Below are 16,270 nucleotides of genomic sequence, written 5' to 3' on the forward strand. Positions count from 1 at the left end.
GGGAACGGCAGCGCGGGACCGATATCGGGGTCGTCACGGCGTGCAGCCGGGATCGTCCCGGGTTCCAGCGGACGGAGGAGGTTCCCAGGGAACCACCGGCAGGTCGGCCTCAGTTTTCCGGGGGTTCCACCGGTCCGGGGGCGGATTCGACCGGGATGCGGAGGGTAGTGCGACTGCCCCGGGGATCGTTCTCACCGAGGATCATCTCTCCCCCGAGACTCCTAGTTATCCAGTACACGAGGGGCAGTCCGATTCCGCTGCCGTGATTGAGTGGTGTCTCCTCGCCGCTCGAGATTATCGCTTGCTCTTCGATCGGAATTCCGGGCCCGTCGTCGAGGATTTCGATGTCCACCATCTTCCCCGCGTCGTCGCGTTCCGCGATCTCGGCAGTCACGTCGACCGTCGGCTCGGAGCGGTCGTTGTGAACGACTGCGTTCGTCACGGTTTCGCGGACCGCCTCCGCCAACCGACCGTCGGACTGCACCCAGATGTCGTCGGGCGCGCTGACCGTGATCTCGGCAGTCGGATACGTCTCCTCGAAGTTGGAGGCGAGCTCGGAGAGCAGTTCGGAGATGTTACGGACGTCGTCGGGCTCGCCCGCGCCTTCGACGAGATCGTGAACGGTTCTCACCTTCTCGCTGAGCTCGATCAACGACGCCGCTTGCTGCTCGATGGTCTGTAGCTGTGTCCGGGTTCGTTCGTCGTCGATCCGGGCCTCGAGTATCGACACGTTACCAGTGACGACGTTCATCGTGTTTCTGATATTGTGGCGCAGGACTCGATTGAACACCTCGAGTTGTTGGTTTCGTAATCGTTGTTCGCTCACGTCGGACTGGATCCCCACGAAGTGGGTGATCTCACCAGTCTCGTCACTGATGGGGGCGATCGTCTGGTCGACCTCGTACAACTCCCCGGACTTGCGTTGGTTGATTATGTCGGCCTCCCAGACCTCGCCGGACAGAATCGTCTCCCAGAGTTCCTCGTAGAACGTCTCGTCGTGTTTGCCCGATTGAACGATCGCTGGATTCAGCCCGACGAGTTCCTCGCGGGCGTATCCCGTGTCTTGGGCGTACCTCGGATTCGTGTATTCGATGGTCCCGTTTCGATCCGTTATCACGACCCCGTGGCCCGCCTGTTCGACCGCGTTTCGGAACAACTCCAACTCCTCTTCGTACTCCTTGCGTTCGGTGATATCTTCTTGAAAGCTGACGAAGTGTGTCACCTCTCCGCCGCCGTTCGTGACCGGGGCAATCGTGACGCGGTTCCAGAACGGAGTGCCGTCTTTGCGGTAGTTCCGGAGTTCGACGGTTACCTGTTCGTGTGCGTCGATCGCCTCCCGCATCGCGGCAACTGGCTCGGGACGTGTCTCTTCGCCGTGCAAAAACCGAAGGTTTCGACCGACGACCTCCCGTTCCGAATAGCCAGTAACCTGGGTGAAGCCTTCGTTTGCGTAGATGATCGGATTGTCGTCTCGATGCGGATCGGTGATGACGACACCGATGGGAGTCGTCTCGATCGCGTGTGTCTTCCACTCGAGTTCCTCTTGGTAGTTGACGCGTTCCGTGACGTCGCGGGCGGACAAGATGACCGTCGACCGATCGTCGCCCGACTCCTCGAGCGTCGCTCCGCTCACCTCGAGGTGACGGACGTCACCCGCGTTCGTCTCGCAACGGAGCTCGTCGGTCCGTCCCGTGCCAGTCTCCGTCACTCGCTGCAGAAACGACCGGTAGGTGTCTCGATCCGACCGATGGATCGTCTCCGAGGCCCTGAGGCCGAGGAGTTCGTCACGGGCGTAGCCGAGCAAGTCACCGGCTGCAGGATTGCATTCGACGAACGTGTCCTCGGCGACGTCGACGACGAAGAGCGCGTCGTTTGTCGACTCGAACAGTTGTTGAAACCGACTCTCCATTCGTTCGTATCGTCGCGCGAGCGCGAGAGACTGGTTTCGGCGGGTGAGTAGGTTGTCCACCCGTCGAAACAGGACCTGCCGTCCGACCGGTGCGGAAACGACGTCGTCTACGAGTGAGGGTGCCTCGGCGTCGTCGCGTGCTAGTCGATCGACTGGGGCGGGTGCCGTCTCCCGCTGGATCACGAGCACCGGACAGAATACGGGTTGTGTGTCCGCTTTCCGACGCTCGAGTTCCGAGCGGTACGCCGAAACCAGCCGATCACCGATCAGATAGCAGTCGACTGGCTGCAGCGTCTCGTCGGTGACTATCTCGTATCGTTCGGAGAGCAGCTCTTCGAGAGCATCCCGGTCGCCGGATTCGCTCACTAGCAACTGGATCCGTGCTGTGGGTTCGGGAGTCGGTGCGTCCGTCATGGTCGACTAGGTGTCCGTCACTCGTGGTCGGTTGGCGTCGGTGACCCTCGCATGATGCCGTGAACGCTATCGAAGGGCTCCTCGACCGACAGTCCCGTTCCGCTGGTGATCGTGAATCGGTGGAACCGGTTGTCGAAGTCCCCGAGGCGTTTTTTGAGAACGCCGATAACTCGCACGGTCTCTCCGTCGAGTTCGACGTACGAGAGGCCCACGATGTTGTCGGCAATGTAGCTCGTGTTCGTACTCGTCGCTTCGGAAATACCGGTGAGGCGCTCGATTTCGTCGGTGATGATGACGGCGACCCCTCGGTTTTTGAGCGTGCGCGTCAACGAGTGGAGACGGCGGACGAGTCGCTCCGCGTCGCCTTGTAGCGAGAGTTTGTATCCGGACAGTCCGTCGATGAAGACCGCGTCCGGTTCGGTCTCGTCGACGTCGGTTACGACCTGCTGAGTGAACTCCTCGCCCGACCGAACGAGCGGTTCGACTTCCTGGAACGCCAGCGTTCCGTCGTCGTGGTAGTCCGCGATCGGGATGTCGAGGTTGTCGCTCCGATACGTGAACTGTTCGATAGATTCGTCGAACAGGTAGCCGAGTGCAGTCCCCTCGTCCTCGGCGATTCCGGCGAGCATCTGTGCACCGATCGTCGACTTCCCGACTCCAGTCGGACCAGTAGTAACCGTCACCGATCCTCGTTCGATCCCACCCCCTAGTAACGAGTCGAGGTCGTCGTTCCCCGTCGAGAGGAGTTCGGGATCGAACCCTCGATGGCGCTCGTCCGGTACCAACTGGGGATAGACCTCTATCCCACACTCTCGGATTTCGAGACCGTGTGTTCCGTCCTTCTGACCGAGTCCTCGGTGTTTCGTGACCGCGATCCGTCGCTCGCTCTCGTCGAGGAAGAGATTGATAACGCCGTCGCTGAGCGACTCGAAGTCGTCGTACGCGAGGGACCGGTCACCCCGTCCGTGAGTCGTCCTCGTTGCGACGATCGTTCCGGTTCGATTCCGGAGGAACCGTATGAGCGACTGCAACCGCTTCCGGTACTGGTACTCGTCTCGCTCCACGTACTGTAACTGCGTTATCGGATCGATCAACACACGTTCGGGATCCAGATCCTCGATCACGTCCTTGATATCCTTGGTGAATCGCTCGGATTCCACTGCCGTCGTCTCGACGAGGTCGTACGTGATGTCTTCGGCGAAGAAATCGGTTCCCGGCCCGATGTCGAGGAACGTGACGTCCGTTATATCGATGCCGACGCGGGCGGCGTTCGTGAGAATATCCGATTTGGACTCTTCCCCGTGGATGTAGACGACGGTTTCACCGTTGTCGATTCCCTCTCGAAGGAAGTGCTGACCGAGGAGTGATTTGCCCGTCCCGGCGGTCCCTTGGACGAGATACGCTCGGCCCCGAATGAGGCCACCGTTGAGTAAGGTGTCGAGTTCGGGGATCCCCGAACTGATCAGTTCTACGTCCGAGTGGGCCGTCGTGTTGTCGTCTGGCATTCAGTTCCGAGTCAGGATCCCACGGGATTTCGAGTCCACCACATCAGGAGTCGAAACAACGTGTCAGCGTCTCGTTCATACAACGCCCCCTCTCGATCATACGCGATGTAGGAGAGTGAGTCTCATTAACCGTTTCGCAATATCTACGCGGATCGTCGGGGTGTCCGCGTATCGGCTCCGGGGGTTCGTGTCGCCGCCGACCTGACCCGACTGGCGGTGTGTCGGCAAGGGTAAAGGGTCGCCCGCCCGTACCCCGAAGCGATGAACGCGACGGCCGGGATCGAACTCACGGTCCGGAGCGCGGAGAAGCGGGACGCGGGGCGTGGCATCGCACGGTTGCCGGAGGCCGCCCGCCAGCGACTCGGCGTGTTGAGCGGCGACGCGGTCGTCGTCGAGGGGTCGCGGACGACGGTCGCGAAACTCTGGCCGGCGCGGGCCGGCGTCCCCGACGACGCCATCCTCGTCGACGCGGGGACGCGAACCAACGCGGGCGTCGCCGTCGGCGACACGGTGACGGTGCGCGCGACGAGCGTCGCCGACGCCGACTCGATCACGCTCTCGGCACCAACCGGAGTCGATCCCGCGAACGAGACCGCCCGGCGCGAGCTCCGGCGGGCGCTCGACGGTCGTCCCCTCCGGACCGGAGACCGAGTCCGCGTCGAGAGTCTGGACATCGACCCGTTCGTCGTCGACGGGACGCGTCCCGACGACCCGGTCCGGGTGACCGAGTCGACCGACCTCGAACTGACCGGCAGCCGTGCCGACGACGCGGCAGCCGACGACGATGCGGGCAGGCCGGGTGATCCGCGCGAGGGGACTCCCACCGGCGGGACCGACCTCGATCTCGGGGAACTGCCCCTCGCCGACGACCGCCCGTCACCGGCGACGGGCGTCACCTACGAGGACATCGGCGGCCTCGACGACGAACTCGACTTGGTGCGGGAGATGATCGAACTCCCGTTGTCGGAGCCCGAGCTGTTCGACCGCCTCGGCGTCGACCCGCCAAAAGGCGTCCTCCTACACGGCCCGCCGGGGACGGGCAAGACGCTGATCGCCAAGGCCGTCGCCAACGAGGTCGACGCGACCTTTCTCTCCGTTTCGGGCCCGGAGATCGTCTCGAAGTACAAGGGAGACAGCGAGGAGCGTCTGCGCGCGGTGTTCGAAGAGGCCCGCGAGCACGCGCCGGCCATCGTCTTCTTCGACGAGATCGACTCCGTCGCGCCGACACGCGAGGACAACAGCGGGATGGAGGATCGGATCGTGGGCCAACTCCTCTCGCTGATGGACGGTCTCGAGGCCCGCGGCGAGGTGATCGTCATCGGCGCGACCAACCGGGTCGACGACCTCGACCCCGCGCTCCGCCGTGGCGGCCGGTTCGACCGCGAGATCGAGATCGGGGTCCCCGGCGAGGCGGGGCGGCGAGAGATCCTCGACGTCCACACGAGACGGATGCCGACGACCGACGACGTGGACCTCGACCGCATGGCCGCCCGCACCCACGGCTTCGTCGGGGCCGACCTCGAATCCCTGGTGACCGAGGCGGCGATGTCCGCCCTCCGTCGCGCGCGCCGAGAGAGTCTCCCGACCGACGATATCGCCGTCACGCGCGCCGACTTCGAGTCGGCGATGGCGGCCGTCGACCCCAGTGCCATGCGCGAGTACGTCTCCGAGACGCCGACCGAGGGGTTCGAGTCGGTCGGCGGTCTCGGCGAGACGAAGGCGACGCTCGAACGCGCGGTCACGTGGCCGCTGACGTACGGACCGCTGTTCGACGCGGCCGACGCCGACCCACCCACCGGCATCCTGCTCTACGGCCCGCCGGGGACGGGCAAGACACTCCTCGCCCGCGCCGTCGCCGCCGAGAGCGGCGTCAACTTCGTCCGCGTCCGGGGTCCAGAACTCCTCGACCGCTACGTCGGCGAGAGCGAGAAGGCCGTCCGCGAGGTGTTCGACCGCGCTCGGGGGGCCGCCCCCGCCATCGTCTTCTTCGACGAGATCGACGCCGTCGCCACCGCTCGCGACGACGCCGGCGAGGTGGTCGACCGCGTCGTCTCGCAACTCCTGACCGAGTTCGACGCCGCCGCCGACAACCCCGGTCTGATCGTCCTCGCGGCGACCAACCGGAAGGCAGCCCTCGACCCTGCGCTCCTGCGGACCGGCCGGCTGGAGTCCCACGTCGAGGTTCCGCCACCCGACGAGGCGGCCCGCCGCGCCATCCTCGACGTCCACACCCGCGACAAGCCACTCGCGGGGGACGTCGACCTCGACGATATCGCGGGACGCACCGGCGGCTACTCCGGGGCGGACCTCGCCGGCGTCTGTCGGGAGGCGGCGGTCCGCGCCGTCCGGACGGTGGCCGACGCGTACCCCGGCCCTGCGGCGAACGACCACGCCGACGAGGTGGCACTGACGGCCGCTCACTTCGAGGCAGCACTCGACGCCGTCGGGCCGTCGTTGTCGTGAGCGGTGAGTTGACTCAAGGCCCCGTCCGGCGTACGGGCCGACGATGAGCGACGAACGGTGTCCCGACGACGAGTGGCGGACCGTAGTTCGGAACGTTCCCATCGTCTCCGTCGATCTCGTGGTCCGACACGACGGCGGCGTGGTGCTCGGCCGCCGCGAGAACGCTCCCGCCCGCGGCGAGTGGTTCGTCCCCGGCGGCCGCGTCCGGAAGGACGAACCGCTCGCCGACGCGGTCCACCGGGTCGCCCGCGACGACCAACACGCGCCACTCCGGACCTTCGAACCGCCGTTTCCGGACTTCCACCCGTACGTCGAGGCGTACCTCCGGGACGCGGGGCTGGCGGAGTAGCCCACCGACAGACCGACTTCGGTCCGGTCCCTACCGCCGCCATGTCCCGTTCGCTCCTCGCGATGCGCTGGGAGGACGTACTGTTCGCCCACTGGGCGGTCGATCCGGGCGTCGTTGCGGCGACGCTCCCGGAGGGCCTGACGGTCGACACCGACGACGGCGACGCCTACCTCGGCGTCGTCGGCTTCCGGATGCGGTCGATCCGTCCCCGTGGGTTCCCCGTCGGCCTCTCCTTTCCCGAACTGAACCTCCGGACGTACGTCCGCGCCGACGACGGCCCGGGCGTCTACTTCTACAACCTCGACGCCGCCGACCGGATCGGCGTGGCGGTCGCCCGTGGACTGTTTCGGCTCCCGTACTACCGCGCCGAGATGGACGTCGACGACCGATCCGACGGGACCATCGCGTTCCGCAGTCGGCGCGTCCACTCCGGAGCCCCGTCCGCGCGCTTCGACGCCGACTACCGGCCGCGCGGCGACCCCGAACCGGTCGCCCCGGACTCGCTGGCCGCCTTCCTCACCGAGCGCTACCGGTTCTACACGGCGAGCGACGGCGGGCGACTGTACCGCGGGACCATCGAGCATCCGCCGTGGGACCTCGCCGAGGCGACGCTCTCGGTTCGGGAGAACACGCTCTTCGAGGTCAACGGCTTCGACCACCCCGAGGGCGACTCCCTAGTCCACTACGCGCCCGGCGTCGACGTGACGGCCGGCCCGATTCGGCCGCTCTAGTCCCAGAACGACTGCGTCCGGGCGTACTGGCGCTCCTGGTCGAGGATGTCGCGGTAGAAGTCGGCCTCGTCCTCGCGGAGTTTGGCGATGATGCGGGCGGCGTTGTGCGGGCCGACGCCGCGGGCGGCCATGGCGATCACCGCCTGCTTGCCGTGGCTCTGGACGAGGTTGGCCGACTTGTAGGCGCGTTCGGTGAGTCGCTCTTGCTCCTCGTCTTTCTCCCCCGCTCTCACCGCCTTCACCGCCTCTTCGTCCCACGGATTGAGCGCGGCGACCCGCGTCGACTCACACTCCGGACACCGTGGCTGGTCGGGCACCCGCTTCACCTTCGTCTTTCGCGTCCACTCCGTACAGTGGAGACAGAAGAGGATCACCCGGTCCTCGTGGATGCGCTCTTTCAGCGTCTCGACGACGCTCGCGTCCGCGTTCTCCGGGACGAGCAGTTCCCGGCCGCTGGAGCGCCCGCCCGTGCCGATGGGCGTGTGTTCCCGTGCGGTCACCAACTCGATCTCCCCGGACTGAATCCGGTCTAGCACGTCGGCGGCCTCCTCGACCGCCAGGTCCGTATGGAACACCTCCCGGAGCGCCTCCTCGTAGACGGGGGTGTCCTCCAGTGCGGCGAGTAGGCGGTCGGCCCCGAACCGGCCCGACCCCTGGTATCGCTTGAGTGCGCCGAACTTCGCGGCCACCTGTGCCAGCGTGAACTTCAGCGTCTGTGAGTTCTTCAGCGCGAGTTCGAGCAGTCCCTCGACGTGGGCGGGATCGGTCGTCTCCAGCACCTCCACCACGTCGCTCGGTCCGGCCCGCCCCGGCACCTCGAGTTCGATCCGGTAGGGGTCGACCTCCATCCCGACCGACGACCCGGTGCGCTGGCCGACCAGCGCCGAACACAGGCGTCCGAGCGTCTCGTTCACCTCGTGGCCGAACGGGGCGTTGAGAACGACGCCACGGCCCTGCCCCTCGACCACGAGGCGGTCGGCCGTGGGCGTGGGCGCGCCCGCCTCGACCTGCTTCTCGACGGAATCGAGCGCCTCCGCGAGCGTGTACGCGTCGCTCGGATACCGACCGAGGAACTCGCGGGCGACCGCCGACCGGTCCGCGCCGCCCTCGAACTGCGTGGTCGCGACCTGACGCATCTCACCCACCTCGCCGGCGACCGCCGCTGGAACCGGGATCTCCTGGCCCGTCCACGACGGCACTTCGCCCGCGGGGTCTTCGATGGGTGTCACCTCCACTCTGGTCTCTTCCTCGTCGACCTCGGTGATCCGCCACATCTCGCCGCGCTGGATGAACACCTCACCCGGCGTGGCGAAGTTGAGGACGAACCGCTCGTCGAGGGTGCCGACCGTCGTCCGCGAAGAGAGGTCGTACACCTCGTAGGTCTCCTCGTCGGGGATCATCGACAGGTTGGCGTAGAAGTAGCGCCACGTCCCCCCCGACTTCTCCAAGCGGTCGGCCTCCTCGTCCAGCCACAGCAAGCGGTTCCCCGAGAGTTCGCGCACCACTTCGCGGAAGCGTTCTGCCGAGAGATCACGGAAGGGGTACGCTCGCGTCAGCGTCTCGTAGGCCTCGCGAGCGCCTATCTCGCCGTAGTCCATCACGAGGCCGACGATCTGGTTCGCGGCCACGTCGAGGCTGCCGTCGTGGATCGTCGCGGGTTCGACCTCGCCGGCGACGGCACGGCGGGCGATGGCCAGTGCCTCCAGCGTGTCGTCGGGGTGGCTGGTGAGGACCGTCCCCTCGGAGACCTGGTCGCGGCGGTGGCCCGCGCGCCCGACCCGCTGGAGGAGGCGAGCCACCTCCCGGGGACTGCCGTACTGGACGACGTGGTCGACCCGGCCCACGTCGATGCCGAGTTCCATCGAAGACGTACAGACCAACCCGTCGAGGTCGCCCGTCTTGAACGCCTCCTCGACCTCGATCCGGGCCTCCGTCGAGAGCGACCCGTGGTGGACGCCGATCGGCGCATCGAGTCGCTTGAACCGCGACCCCAGCGCCTCCGCGGTCTGTCGCGTGTTGACGAACACCAGCGTCGACTCGTTGTCGGCGACGATGTCGCGGATCGCCCGGACGTGGCTGGCGACCTCGGCGTCGGTCGCCAGTTCGCCCGCCAGCGCCTCGTCCGCCTCGGTCGGTTCGGGTTCGCGCACCCGGAACTCGACGTTCGTCCCCGCCTCGACTTCGACGAGCGAACACTCCCGACCGCCGGTGAGGAACGCGCCGACCTCCTCGGGCGACCCGACGGTCGCGGACAGGCCGATCCGCTGGAACGGTCCAGCAAGGTCCCGTAGGCGTTCCAGACCGACGGTCAACTGCGCACCCCGCTTCGACGACGCGAGTTCGTGGACCTCGTCGACGACGACGTGGTTCACGTCCGAGAGCGCCGTTCGCAGTTTCTCGCCCGTCAGGGTCGCCTGAAGCGTCTCGGGCGTCGTCACCAGTACGTCCGGTGGGTCGTCGGCCTGCTTGCCCCGCCGGTACTGTGTGGTGTCGCCGTGGCGCACGTCCACCTCGACGTCGAGGTACTCTCCCCACCAGTCCAGGCGGTCGCGCATGTCGCGGTTGAGCGCCCGCAGGGGCGTGATGTAGAGCGCCGAGATGCCGAACCGATCCTCGGCGCGGTGGATCGAATCGAACACCGGCAACATCGCCGTCTCCGTCTTCCCCGTCCCCGTCGGTGCGAGGACGAGTGCGTTCTCGCCGGCCGCGAGCGGCGGGATCGCCCGGCGCTGTGGCTCGGTCGGCGTCGAGAACCCCCGCTCGGAGAGCGCCGATCGAACCCGCTCGCCGAGGTGAGTGAAGGCGTCCATCCCCGACGACTCCGTTTCTGCCATCGACCGCCGTAGTCGCGCGAGCCGATTAAGCGCACCGTTCGCGGGCCGGCTCGGTCTCGACGCTGTGTGGCCCCAAACGTTACCCGGCGGGACACACGTCGCAACTCGTGGCCGTTCCACTCGCCGGTGCGCTCGTCTCCTTCGTCGTCGCCTTGCTCGTCGGTGGATTCGCCATCTACGTCGGGGCCCGTGTCGTCGTAGGCGTCGACGACTACGGCCGCGCCCTCATCACTGCGGTCCTCGGTGCCGTCGGGTGGGCGCTCACGTCGCGATTCCGCTGGTCGGCCCCGTCGTCGCGCTGGTGGTGTGGATCGGTGTCCTGAGGTGGCGCTACCCCGGCGGCTGGGGCACCGCCGCCGCCCTCGGCGTCTTCGCCTGGGTCGCGGCGCTGCTCGTCATGTTCGTCGTGAACGCCACCCTTGACGTCGGCATCGGCGCGTTCGGCGTTCCGGGCGTGTAGACGACCCATCTAGACCCGCCGATACGCCCCGAGTCGCGTTCCGTCCAGCAGATACGCCTCGCCATCCGCAAGCGCGTCGGGCAGGAACGGCGACAGGAAGGACTGCCCCTCCACGTTGACCCACGTCCCGCCCGATCGATCGTTGAACGCCGGAAACACGACGAGTTCCGGATCGTTCCACGCCAGCGCCGCAGGGTCGACGCCGAGGTGGTCGGCGAAGGGGTCGACCCCGAGACGACCCCGGAGCCACACCTTCTCCGTCCGACCGCCGCCCACCTCGTCTTTGAGCCTGATCTGTGGGTGCTCGTGCCCGACACAGACCGTCTCCGCGCCGAGCACCGACCGGTCGGGCCAGGTGTGGCCGTGGACGAAGCCCACGTCGCCCCGGCGAAGTCCGCCGGCGTCGGCCACCTCGATCCGGTCGCCGTAGGCGTCCGCGACGCCGCCGTCGTGGTTGCCGGGGACGAGTGTCAGGGGGAGTTCCCGACCATCGAGGGCGTCGACTAGGGCGACCACTTCGTCGTCCTCCCCGTCCACGGGGTCGCCGATCCGGTGGAGCAGGTCGCCGAGGACGACAACCCGATCCGGGTCGACGCGGTCACACAGCGCCAGCAGTCGGGCGCGGCGACCGTCGTCGTCGCTCCGGAGTTCGACCCCGCGCTCGTACCGGAGCCCCGCCTCGATGCCCGCGTGGTAGTCGGCGACGACGAGCGCGCGCTCGCCGCCACAGTCGGCCACCGCGGCCGGCGCGTCCGGCACCGGTTCCACGAGCGCCATCAGATGGCCTTCAACAGATCCTCCGTGGGTTCGTAGCACCGACCGCTCATGAGGGCGTCCTCGATGGCGTCCCCGACCGCACCGGGGTCGGCCCCGTACTCGTCGACGACGGCCGCGACGACCGCCTCGCGGTCCGCTCCGTCGCCGTCGTCGAGTTCCTCCATCACCTCGACGGCCGCCGTCTCGAGGTTCACGTCGTCGGGCACACCCCCGTCGTCGGTGTCGGTGTCCGTGTCGGTTTCGACGTCCGACGCCGACGTGTCGGCGTCCGCCGTCTGCGTCGACTCGGTTGCCGTTCCGTCGGCGGCGTCGCTCGCCTCCTCTCCGGCCTCGGCGTCGAGGTCCTCCGGTCCCGGAACGTCGATGCCGGCCTCGCCCGGGTCGTCGACCTCCGCGCCGCTCTCGAACCCCACCTCGAACTCCTCTTCGACCTCGCGACGCTCCTCCTCGTCGAGTTCGTAGAGGTCGTCGTCGTCGAAGTCGCCCAGGTCGTCGCTGTCGACCGGTTCGTCGACAGGCGCGGCGTCGACGTCGGTCTCCGGGGTGGTCGACCCGCCGGACGTGGTCCGCTCGTCGGCGCCCGCGTCGGCAACGGCTTCGGTCGCGTCCGTCGTGTCCGCTCCCTCCGCCGGCGTCGATCCGTCGCCCTCCGCGTCGGCAACGGCTTCGGTCGCATCCTCGCCGCCCTCCGCGTCGGCGGTGGCCGGCGACGGATCCGCCGTCGTCCCGTCGTCCTCACCCACCGCCTCGTCGGTCACGGCATCCGGCATCGGTCCGAGCGATTCCGTACCGGCCTCGCCGGGCGCGACGTCAAGGGACCGAACGGCGTCCCGGTCGCCGGCGACCACCGCCAGTGCGTCGAGTGCCACCTCCCGGACCGCGTCGAGGTACGCCGTCGTCGTGCCGTAGCGGTCGAGTGCGACGGGGATACCCGACGCGAGCGACTCGTCGTAGCCACGGTCCGCGAGCGCCGCTTCGAGAGCCTCGCCCGAGGCGTCCAGCGACTTCGCCTCGGCCATGGCCGCCACCCGACGGAGGGTCGCCTCGGCGGCCGACACCGTCCACCGGTCCCGGGTATCGCCGTCGACGACCGAGACGCTCTCCGGCCGGACCGACGTGTAGATCCGGTCGCCGTCGTCGGGTTCGAAGGTTCGGGCCTTGCCCGTGAGCGCGACGAAGGCCGGCGGATCGGTCCGCTCGAAGAAGGCCGCTGCGTCGGGTTGGTACTGCCCGGCGTAGGAGACGAACGCGCCCGTGGGGTCGACCACCCGCGCCCGGAGGACGTCCTCGTTGACCGACTCCACCTCGGTGAGGACGCCGACGGCGAACAGTCGATTCACGCGCGCGCCAGTGGGGGTGACGACGTACTTCGGGGCACGTTCCTCGTCGCTCTCGGCGTAGGAGACGGTGGCGTCGTCGAACTCCGTCGCGAAGAGGCGGTGAGCCACCTCGCGGAGGCCGGGTCCCGAGTCGCCCTCGTCGTCGCCGTTCGCGCTCATCGTCCCACCTCCGCGAGCAGTTCCCGTGCACGCGCGGCCGGATCGGCGGTACGCTCCTCGAACGTCTCGGCGTCGAGGTTGGCACCGTACTCGTCGACCGACAGCGACCCACGGACGCGGAACTCGCGGCCGACGATCCGGTCCCGGATGGTGTCGGCCACCACCTCGCGGTCCATCGCGTCCCGGGCCGCGGCCTTCGCGTCCTCGAGGTCACCGTCGTACACCGTGGTAGTGAGCTCCGAGTCGAGCACGACCGTCACGGTTCCGGTGCCGTCGTCGAGGATGGCCTTCACCCGCAGGTCGTCCTCGCCGTCGACCTCGCCGTGGGCACGACACTGACCGTTCTGGACGACCCGGCCACACTCCGGACACCGCTCGATCAGGCCGGAGCCGTCACGCACCTCGATGACGTTGCCGACGAGTTCCACGTCGAACAGGCCACCGCCGCCGACGGCCTCGCCGACGCCCAGTCGCGGCGCGGACGCCGGGGCCTCGACCTCGCGGTCGAGTCGCTCCACCGTCGAGAACTCCGTGACGTTCACCTGCGGGACGCCCCGGTACTCGCGAACGTACACGTCCGAGAGCCGAACCGACGCGCCGGCTTCGAGGTCGGGATGGGGATCCCAGTCGGTGACCGGGAGACGGGCACTCCCGTCCGCGACGACGCCCGAGAGTATCTCTGCCTCCCCGTCCCGCCCGTCGATGGTTCGCCGTTCGATCTCCTGAACCCGCACCTCGACCGTCCGGCCGCGGTCGCCGGGTTCGAGGTCGATCAGGTCGCGTTCGCCGCCGACCTCGTAGGGCGTCTCGACCGGGTCGGCCGTCGCGACGGTCGTGTTCGTCCCCAGATTGAGTTCGGCGTCGCCCTCCCACTCGCGGACGTTCGCGTTGCCGACGGTGATCGAGTCGCCGGGCTCGAACTCGACCGGTTCCCACGCGGTGTAGGAGACCCGGCCGCTCCCGTCGGCGAACTCGCCTTCGCGGATGACCTGATCTTCACCCTGGTAGCGAATCGACCGCATCCCCTTCGTCAGGACGCGGACGGTCACCGTCACCGAGCCGTCGTCGGGCGTCACGTCGGCGACGGACTTCGCCGTCGGCGTCGCAGACGACCGGTCGTCGCCGCCGTGGTTCCGGCGAATGCTCGCCTTGGCTTCTTCGACGGGCACGTTGTAGTCGAGCAGGCTCTCCAGATCCTCTTTGACCTCCGCTTTGTCGACGCCGAGGTCGGAGGCGAGGTCCTCGGCATGATCGTCGAGTTGCATCGGGTGAGTGTTTCGCCGCGCGCTCATAAAAAGCGTCGCCCGGGTCGGGTCGAACGGCGACCGCACCCGCCGGGTCGTGGCCGACGCGGTGGATCGGCCTGGAGGCACCGAAAGCGACTTCTCCTCGGCTCCGAAGGGCACGGCATGGAAGTCGTCGTCAACGCGGCGACGAGCGTCGACGGAAAGCTCTCGACCCGGGAGCGACGCCAGGTCCGCATCTCCGGCGACGCCGACTTCGACCGCGTGGATCGCTTGCGTGCGGCCGCCGACGCGGTCCTCGTCGGCGTCGGGACCGTCCTCGCGGACGATCCACACCTCGGCATCAAATCGGAGGAACGACGGGTCGAACGCCTGCGAAACGGGCGGTCGGCCAACCCCGCACGCGTCGTCGCCGACTCGCGTGCGCGGACGCCGCCCGACGCGACGGTCCTCGACGACGACGCCGACACCTACCTGCTCGTCTCGAGGGCCGCGCCCACGGAGCGCCTCGACCGACTCCGGGAGGGGGGCGTGACGGTGATCGAAGCCGGCGTGGACCGGGTCGACCTGTCCGCGGCCGTCGAGACGCTCGACGCCCAGGGGGTCGACCGACTGCTCGCCGAGGGCGGGGGCGAACTCATCTTCTCGCTTTTCGAGGCGGGGTTGGTCGACGAACTCAGCGTCTTCGTCGGATCGATCCTCGTGGGAGGCCGCGACGCCCCGACACTCGCCGACGGAGAGGGGTTCGTCGACGACTTCCCAACGCTGACCCTCGTCGGTGTCGACCGCCTCGACGACGGCGTCGTCCTCCGATACCGAGTCCCCTCGGAGTGACGGTCGTGTGCTGCGTCGACAGGACGACCAACCGTTAAGGGGATCGGGGGGCTACAGGGAGTATGAGCAGATCGACCGCGGATCAGACCGAACCCATCCACGTCGAAGACGAAGCCCACCTCGACGAACTCGTCGCGGACAACGCCGTCGTCCTCGTCGACTACTACGCCGACTGGTGTGGCCCCTGCAAGATGCTCGAACCGACCGTCGAGGAGATAGCCGAAGAGACGGACGCAGTCGTGCTGAAGGTGGATATCGACGCGCTGCAGGAACTCGCACAGGACCGTGGCATCCGGAGCGTCCCGACACTCGAGTTCTACGCCGGCGGCGAACAGGCCGAGCGTCTCGTCGGCGTCCAAGACAAGGCCGACCTGATCGCGGTCATCGACGACCTCTCCTGAACGGCGACGCGATCCGGGCGACCACCCGGACCAGTCCGTGGTCGTCGGCCGAGAGTATATACCCCCGGGGATGCTATCCCGGCGTATGATTTCACTCGACGAGGCCGTCACCGCGCGCCTCGAATCCCACGGCGAGCGCTTCGAGGTACTGATCGACCCCGACGCGGCACTCGCCATCAAACGCGACGAGTTCGAGGGGGACCTCGAGGACGTGATCGCCGCGGAGGACGTCTTCGAGGACGCCTCCCGCGGTGACCGCCCGGCGGAGTCGGACCTAGAGGAGGTGTTCGGAACGACCGAACCGCTGGAGGTCATCCCCGAAGTCGTCCGCCGCGGCGAGATACAGATCACCGCCGACCAGCGCCGCGAGATGCAAGAACAGAAGCGCAAGGCGCTGATCAACCGAATCGCTCGCAACGCCGTCAACCCGCAGATGGACGACGCCCCACACCCCCCGGAGCGGATCGAGCGAGCGCTGGAGGAAGCGGGGTTCCAGGTCGACCCGATGGAGCGCGTCGAGACACAGGTCGACGACGCACTCGACGCCCTCCGCCCGGTCATTCCAATCCGCTTTGCCGAGGTGACCGTCGCGGTGCAGGTGCCCGCCGACCACGCCGGGAGCGCACAGGCGAAGATCCGGCAGTTCGCCGACCTCGACAGCGAGGAGTGGCAGGCCGACGGCTCGTGGATCGGCGTGCTCACCTTCCCGGCGGGGATGCAAAACGACTTCTACGATCTGGTGAACGAAGTGACGAGCGGCGAGGCCGAGACCCGCATCGTCAAGGACGAAGACGACCTCAACGTCAGGTAGCACTACCGGCTGTAACTGTTTCGAGGGAGCCACACCCCC

12 protein-coding genes and 1 pseudogene are annotated in these 16,270 nt (G+C 67.8%); 7 read left to right on the forward strand and 6 right to left on the reverse strand.

Annotated features, from left to right (window positions below):
• Positions 1-109: 109 nt before the first annotated feature.
• Both NBT81_RS12915 and NBT81_RS12920 read right to left on the reverse strand, forming a co-directional pair.
• Positions 110-2,323: a PAS domain S-box protein gene (locus tag NBT81_RS12915; RefSeq protein WP_338739158.1), complete on the reverse strand. Its 2,214-nt coding sequence runs from the start codon at positions 2,321-2,323 to the stop codon at positions 110-112.
• A 17-nt stretch (positions 2,324-2,340) separates the two neighbouring features.
• The gene (locus NBT81_RS12920) at positions 2,341-3,828 is read right to left on the reverse strand and encodes an ATPase domain-containing protein (RefSeq protein ID WP_338739160.1); all 1,488 of its coding nucleotides are present in this window, start codon (positions 3,826-3,828) and stop codon (positions 2,341-2,343) included.
• 261 nt (positions 3,829-4,089) lie between these two features.
• Between NBT81_RS12920 and NBT81_RS12925 the strand changes: the two genes are divergently transcribed.
• Genes NBT81_RS12925 through NBT81_RS12935 form a run of 3 tightly spaced genes read left to right on the forward strand, consistent with a single transcriptional unit; the run spans position 4,090 to position 7,371 of the window.
• Positions 4,090-6,291: an AAA family ATPase gene (locus NBT81_RS12925; protein WP_338739162.1), complete on the forward strand. Its 2,202-nt coding sequence runs from the start codon at positions 4,090-4,092 to the stop codon at positions 6,289-6,291.
• 43 nt (positions 6,292-6,334) lie between these two features.
• Positions 6,335-6,640: an NUDIX domain-containing protein gene (locus NBT81_RS12930; RefSeq protein ID WP_338739164.1), complete on the forward strand. Its 306-nt coding sequence runs from the start codon at positions 6,335-6,337 to the stop codon at positions 6,638-6,640.
• A gap of 41 nt (positions 6,641-6,681) precedes the next feature.
• Positions 6,682-7,371 (forward strand): DUF2071 domain-containing protein, encoded by a 690-nt coding sequence (locus NBT81_RS12935; protein WP_338739166.1) that lies wholly within the window; start codon positions 6,682-6,684, stop codon positions 7,369-7,371.
• Here NBT81_RS12935 and NBT81_RS12940 read toward each other — a convergent pair.
• The gene (locus tag NBT81_RS12940; RefSeq protein WP_338739167.1) at positions 7,368-10,205 is read right to left on the reverse strand and encodes a DEAD/DEAH box helicase; all 2,838 of its coding nucleotides are present in this window, start codon (positions 10,203-10,205) and stop codon (positions 7,368-7,370) included. The two genes, NBT81_RS12935 and NBT81_RS12940, sit on opposite strands and share 4 nt — an antisense overlap.
• Before the next feature lie 107 nt (positions 10,206-10,312).
• On the opposite strand from NBT81_RS12940, the pseudogene NBT81_RS17385 reads away from it, so the two are divergent.
• Positions 10,313-10,665: pseudogene (locus NBT81_RS17385) on the forward strand (hypothetical protein).
• Positions 10,666-10,674: 9 nt separating this feature from the next.
• On the opposite strand, the gene NBT81_RS12955 reads toward NBT81_RS17385, so the two are convergent.
• Genes NBT81_RS12955 through NBT81_RS12965 form a run of 3 tightly spaced genes read right to left on the reverse strand, consistent with a single transcriptional unit; the run spans position 10,675 to position 14,206 of the window.
• Positions 10,675-11,442 (reverse strand): metallophosphoesterase, encoded by a 768-nt coding sequence (locus NBT81_RS12955; RefSeq protein ID WP_338739173.1) that lies wholly within the window; start codon positions 11,440-11,442, stop codon positions 10,675-10,677.
• Positions 11,442-12,941 (reverse strand): hypothetical protein, encoded by a 1,500-nt coding sequence (locus NBT81_RS12960; protein ID WP_338739175.1) that lies wholly within the window; start codon positions 12,939-12,941, stop codon positions 11,442-11,444. The genes NBT81_RS12955 and NBT81_RS12960 overlap by 1 nt, the downstream gene beginning before the upstream one ends.
• Positions 12,938-14,206, reverse strand: coding sequence for a Single-stranded DNA binding protein (locus tag NBT81_RS12965; protein WP_338739177.1), 1,269 nt, complete (start codon positions 14,204-14,206; stop codon positions 12,938-12,940). The genes NBT81_RS12960 and NBT81_RS12965 overlap by 4 nt, the downstream gene beginning before the upstream one ends.
• Before the next feature lie 144 nt (positions 14,207-14,350).
• On the opposite strand from NBT81_RS12965, the gene NBT81_RS12970 reads away from it, so the two are divergent.
• From NBT81_RS12970 to NBT81_RS12980, 3 genes are all read left to right on the forward strand, one after another.
• On the forward strand, positions 14,351-15,019 hold the full coding sequence (locus NBT81_RS12970; RefSeq protein WP_338739179.1) for a 2,5-diamino-6-(ribosylamino)-4(3H)-pyrimidinone 5'-phosphate reductase: 669 nt from the start codon (positions 14,351-14,353) through the stop codon (positions 15,017-15,019).
• 62 nt (positions 15,020-15,081) lie between these two features.
• Positions 15,082-15,420 (forward strand): thioredoxin, encoded by a 339-nt coding sequence (gene trxA / locus NBT81_RS12975; RefSeq protein ID WP_338739181.1) that lies wholly within the window; start codon positions 15,082-15,084, stop codon positions 15,418-15,420.
• An 85-nt stretch (positions 15,421-15,505) separates the two neighbouring features.
• Positions 15,506-16,231, forward strand: coding sequence for a ribosome assembly factor SBDS (locus NBT81_RS12980; RefSeq protein ID WP_338739183.1), 726 nt, complete (start codon positions 15,506-15,508; stop codon positions 16,229-16,231).
• Positions 16,232-16,270: the final 39 nt, after the last annotated feature.

Origin of the sequence: Haloplanus sp. CK5-1, from assembly GCF_037201915.1 — an archaeon.
Classification (GTDB): Archaea; Halobacteriota; Halobacteria; order Halobacteriales; family Haloferacaceae; genus Haloplanus; species Haloplanus salilacus.

Coding starts and splice junctions, on each gene's coding strand:
- NBT81_RS12915 (WP_338739158.1), bottom strand. CDS start 2,323: ATGACGGACGCACCGACTCCCGAACCCACAGCACGGATCCAGTTGCTA.
- NBT81_RS12920 (WP_338739160.1), bottom strand. CDS start 3,828: ATGCCAGACGACAACACGACGGCCCACTCGGACGTAGAACTGATCAGT.
- NBT81_RS12925 (WP_338739162.1), top strand. CDS start 4,090: ATGAACGCGACGGCCGGGATCGAACTCACGGTCCGGAGCGCGGAGAAG.
- NBT81_RS12930 (WP_338739164.1), top strand. CDS start 6,335: ATGAGCGACGAACGGTGTCCCGACGACGAGTGGCGGACCGTAGTTCGG.
- NBT81_RS12935 (WP_338739166.1), top strand. CDS start 6,682: ATGTCCCGTTCGCTCCTCGCGATGCGCTGGGAGGACGTACTGTTCGCC.
- NBT81_RS12940 (WP_338739167.1), bottom strand. CDS start 10,205: ATGGCAGAAACGGAGTCGTCGGGGATGGACGCCTTCACTCACCTCGGC.
- NBT81_RS12955 (WP_338739173.1), bottom strand. CDS start 11,442: ATGGCGCTCGTGGAACCGGTGCCGGACGCGCCGGCCGCGGTGGCCGAC.
- NBT81_RS12960 (WP_338739175.1), bottom strand. CDS start 12,941: ATGAGCGCGAACGGCGACGACGAGGGCGACTCGGGACCCGGCCTCCGC.
- NBT81_RS12965 (WP_338739177.1), bottom strand. CDS start 14,206: ATGCAACTCGACGATCATGCCGAGGACCTCGCCTCCGACCTCGGCGTC.
- NBT81_RS12970 (WP_338739179.1), top strand. CDS start 14,351: ATGGAAGTCGTCGTCAACGCGGCGACGAGCGTCGACGGAAAGCTCTCG.
- trxA (WP_338739181.1), top strand. CDS start 15,082: ATGAGCAGATCGACCGCGGATCAGACCGAACCCATCCACGTCGAAGAC.
- NBT81_RS12980 (WP_338739183.1), top strand. CDS start 15,506: ATGATTTCACTCGACGAGGCCGTCACCGCGCGCCTCGAATCCCACGGC.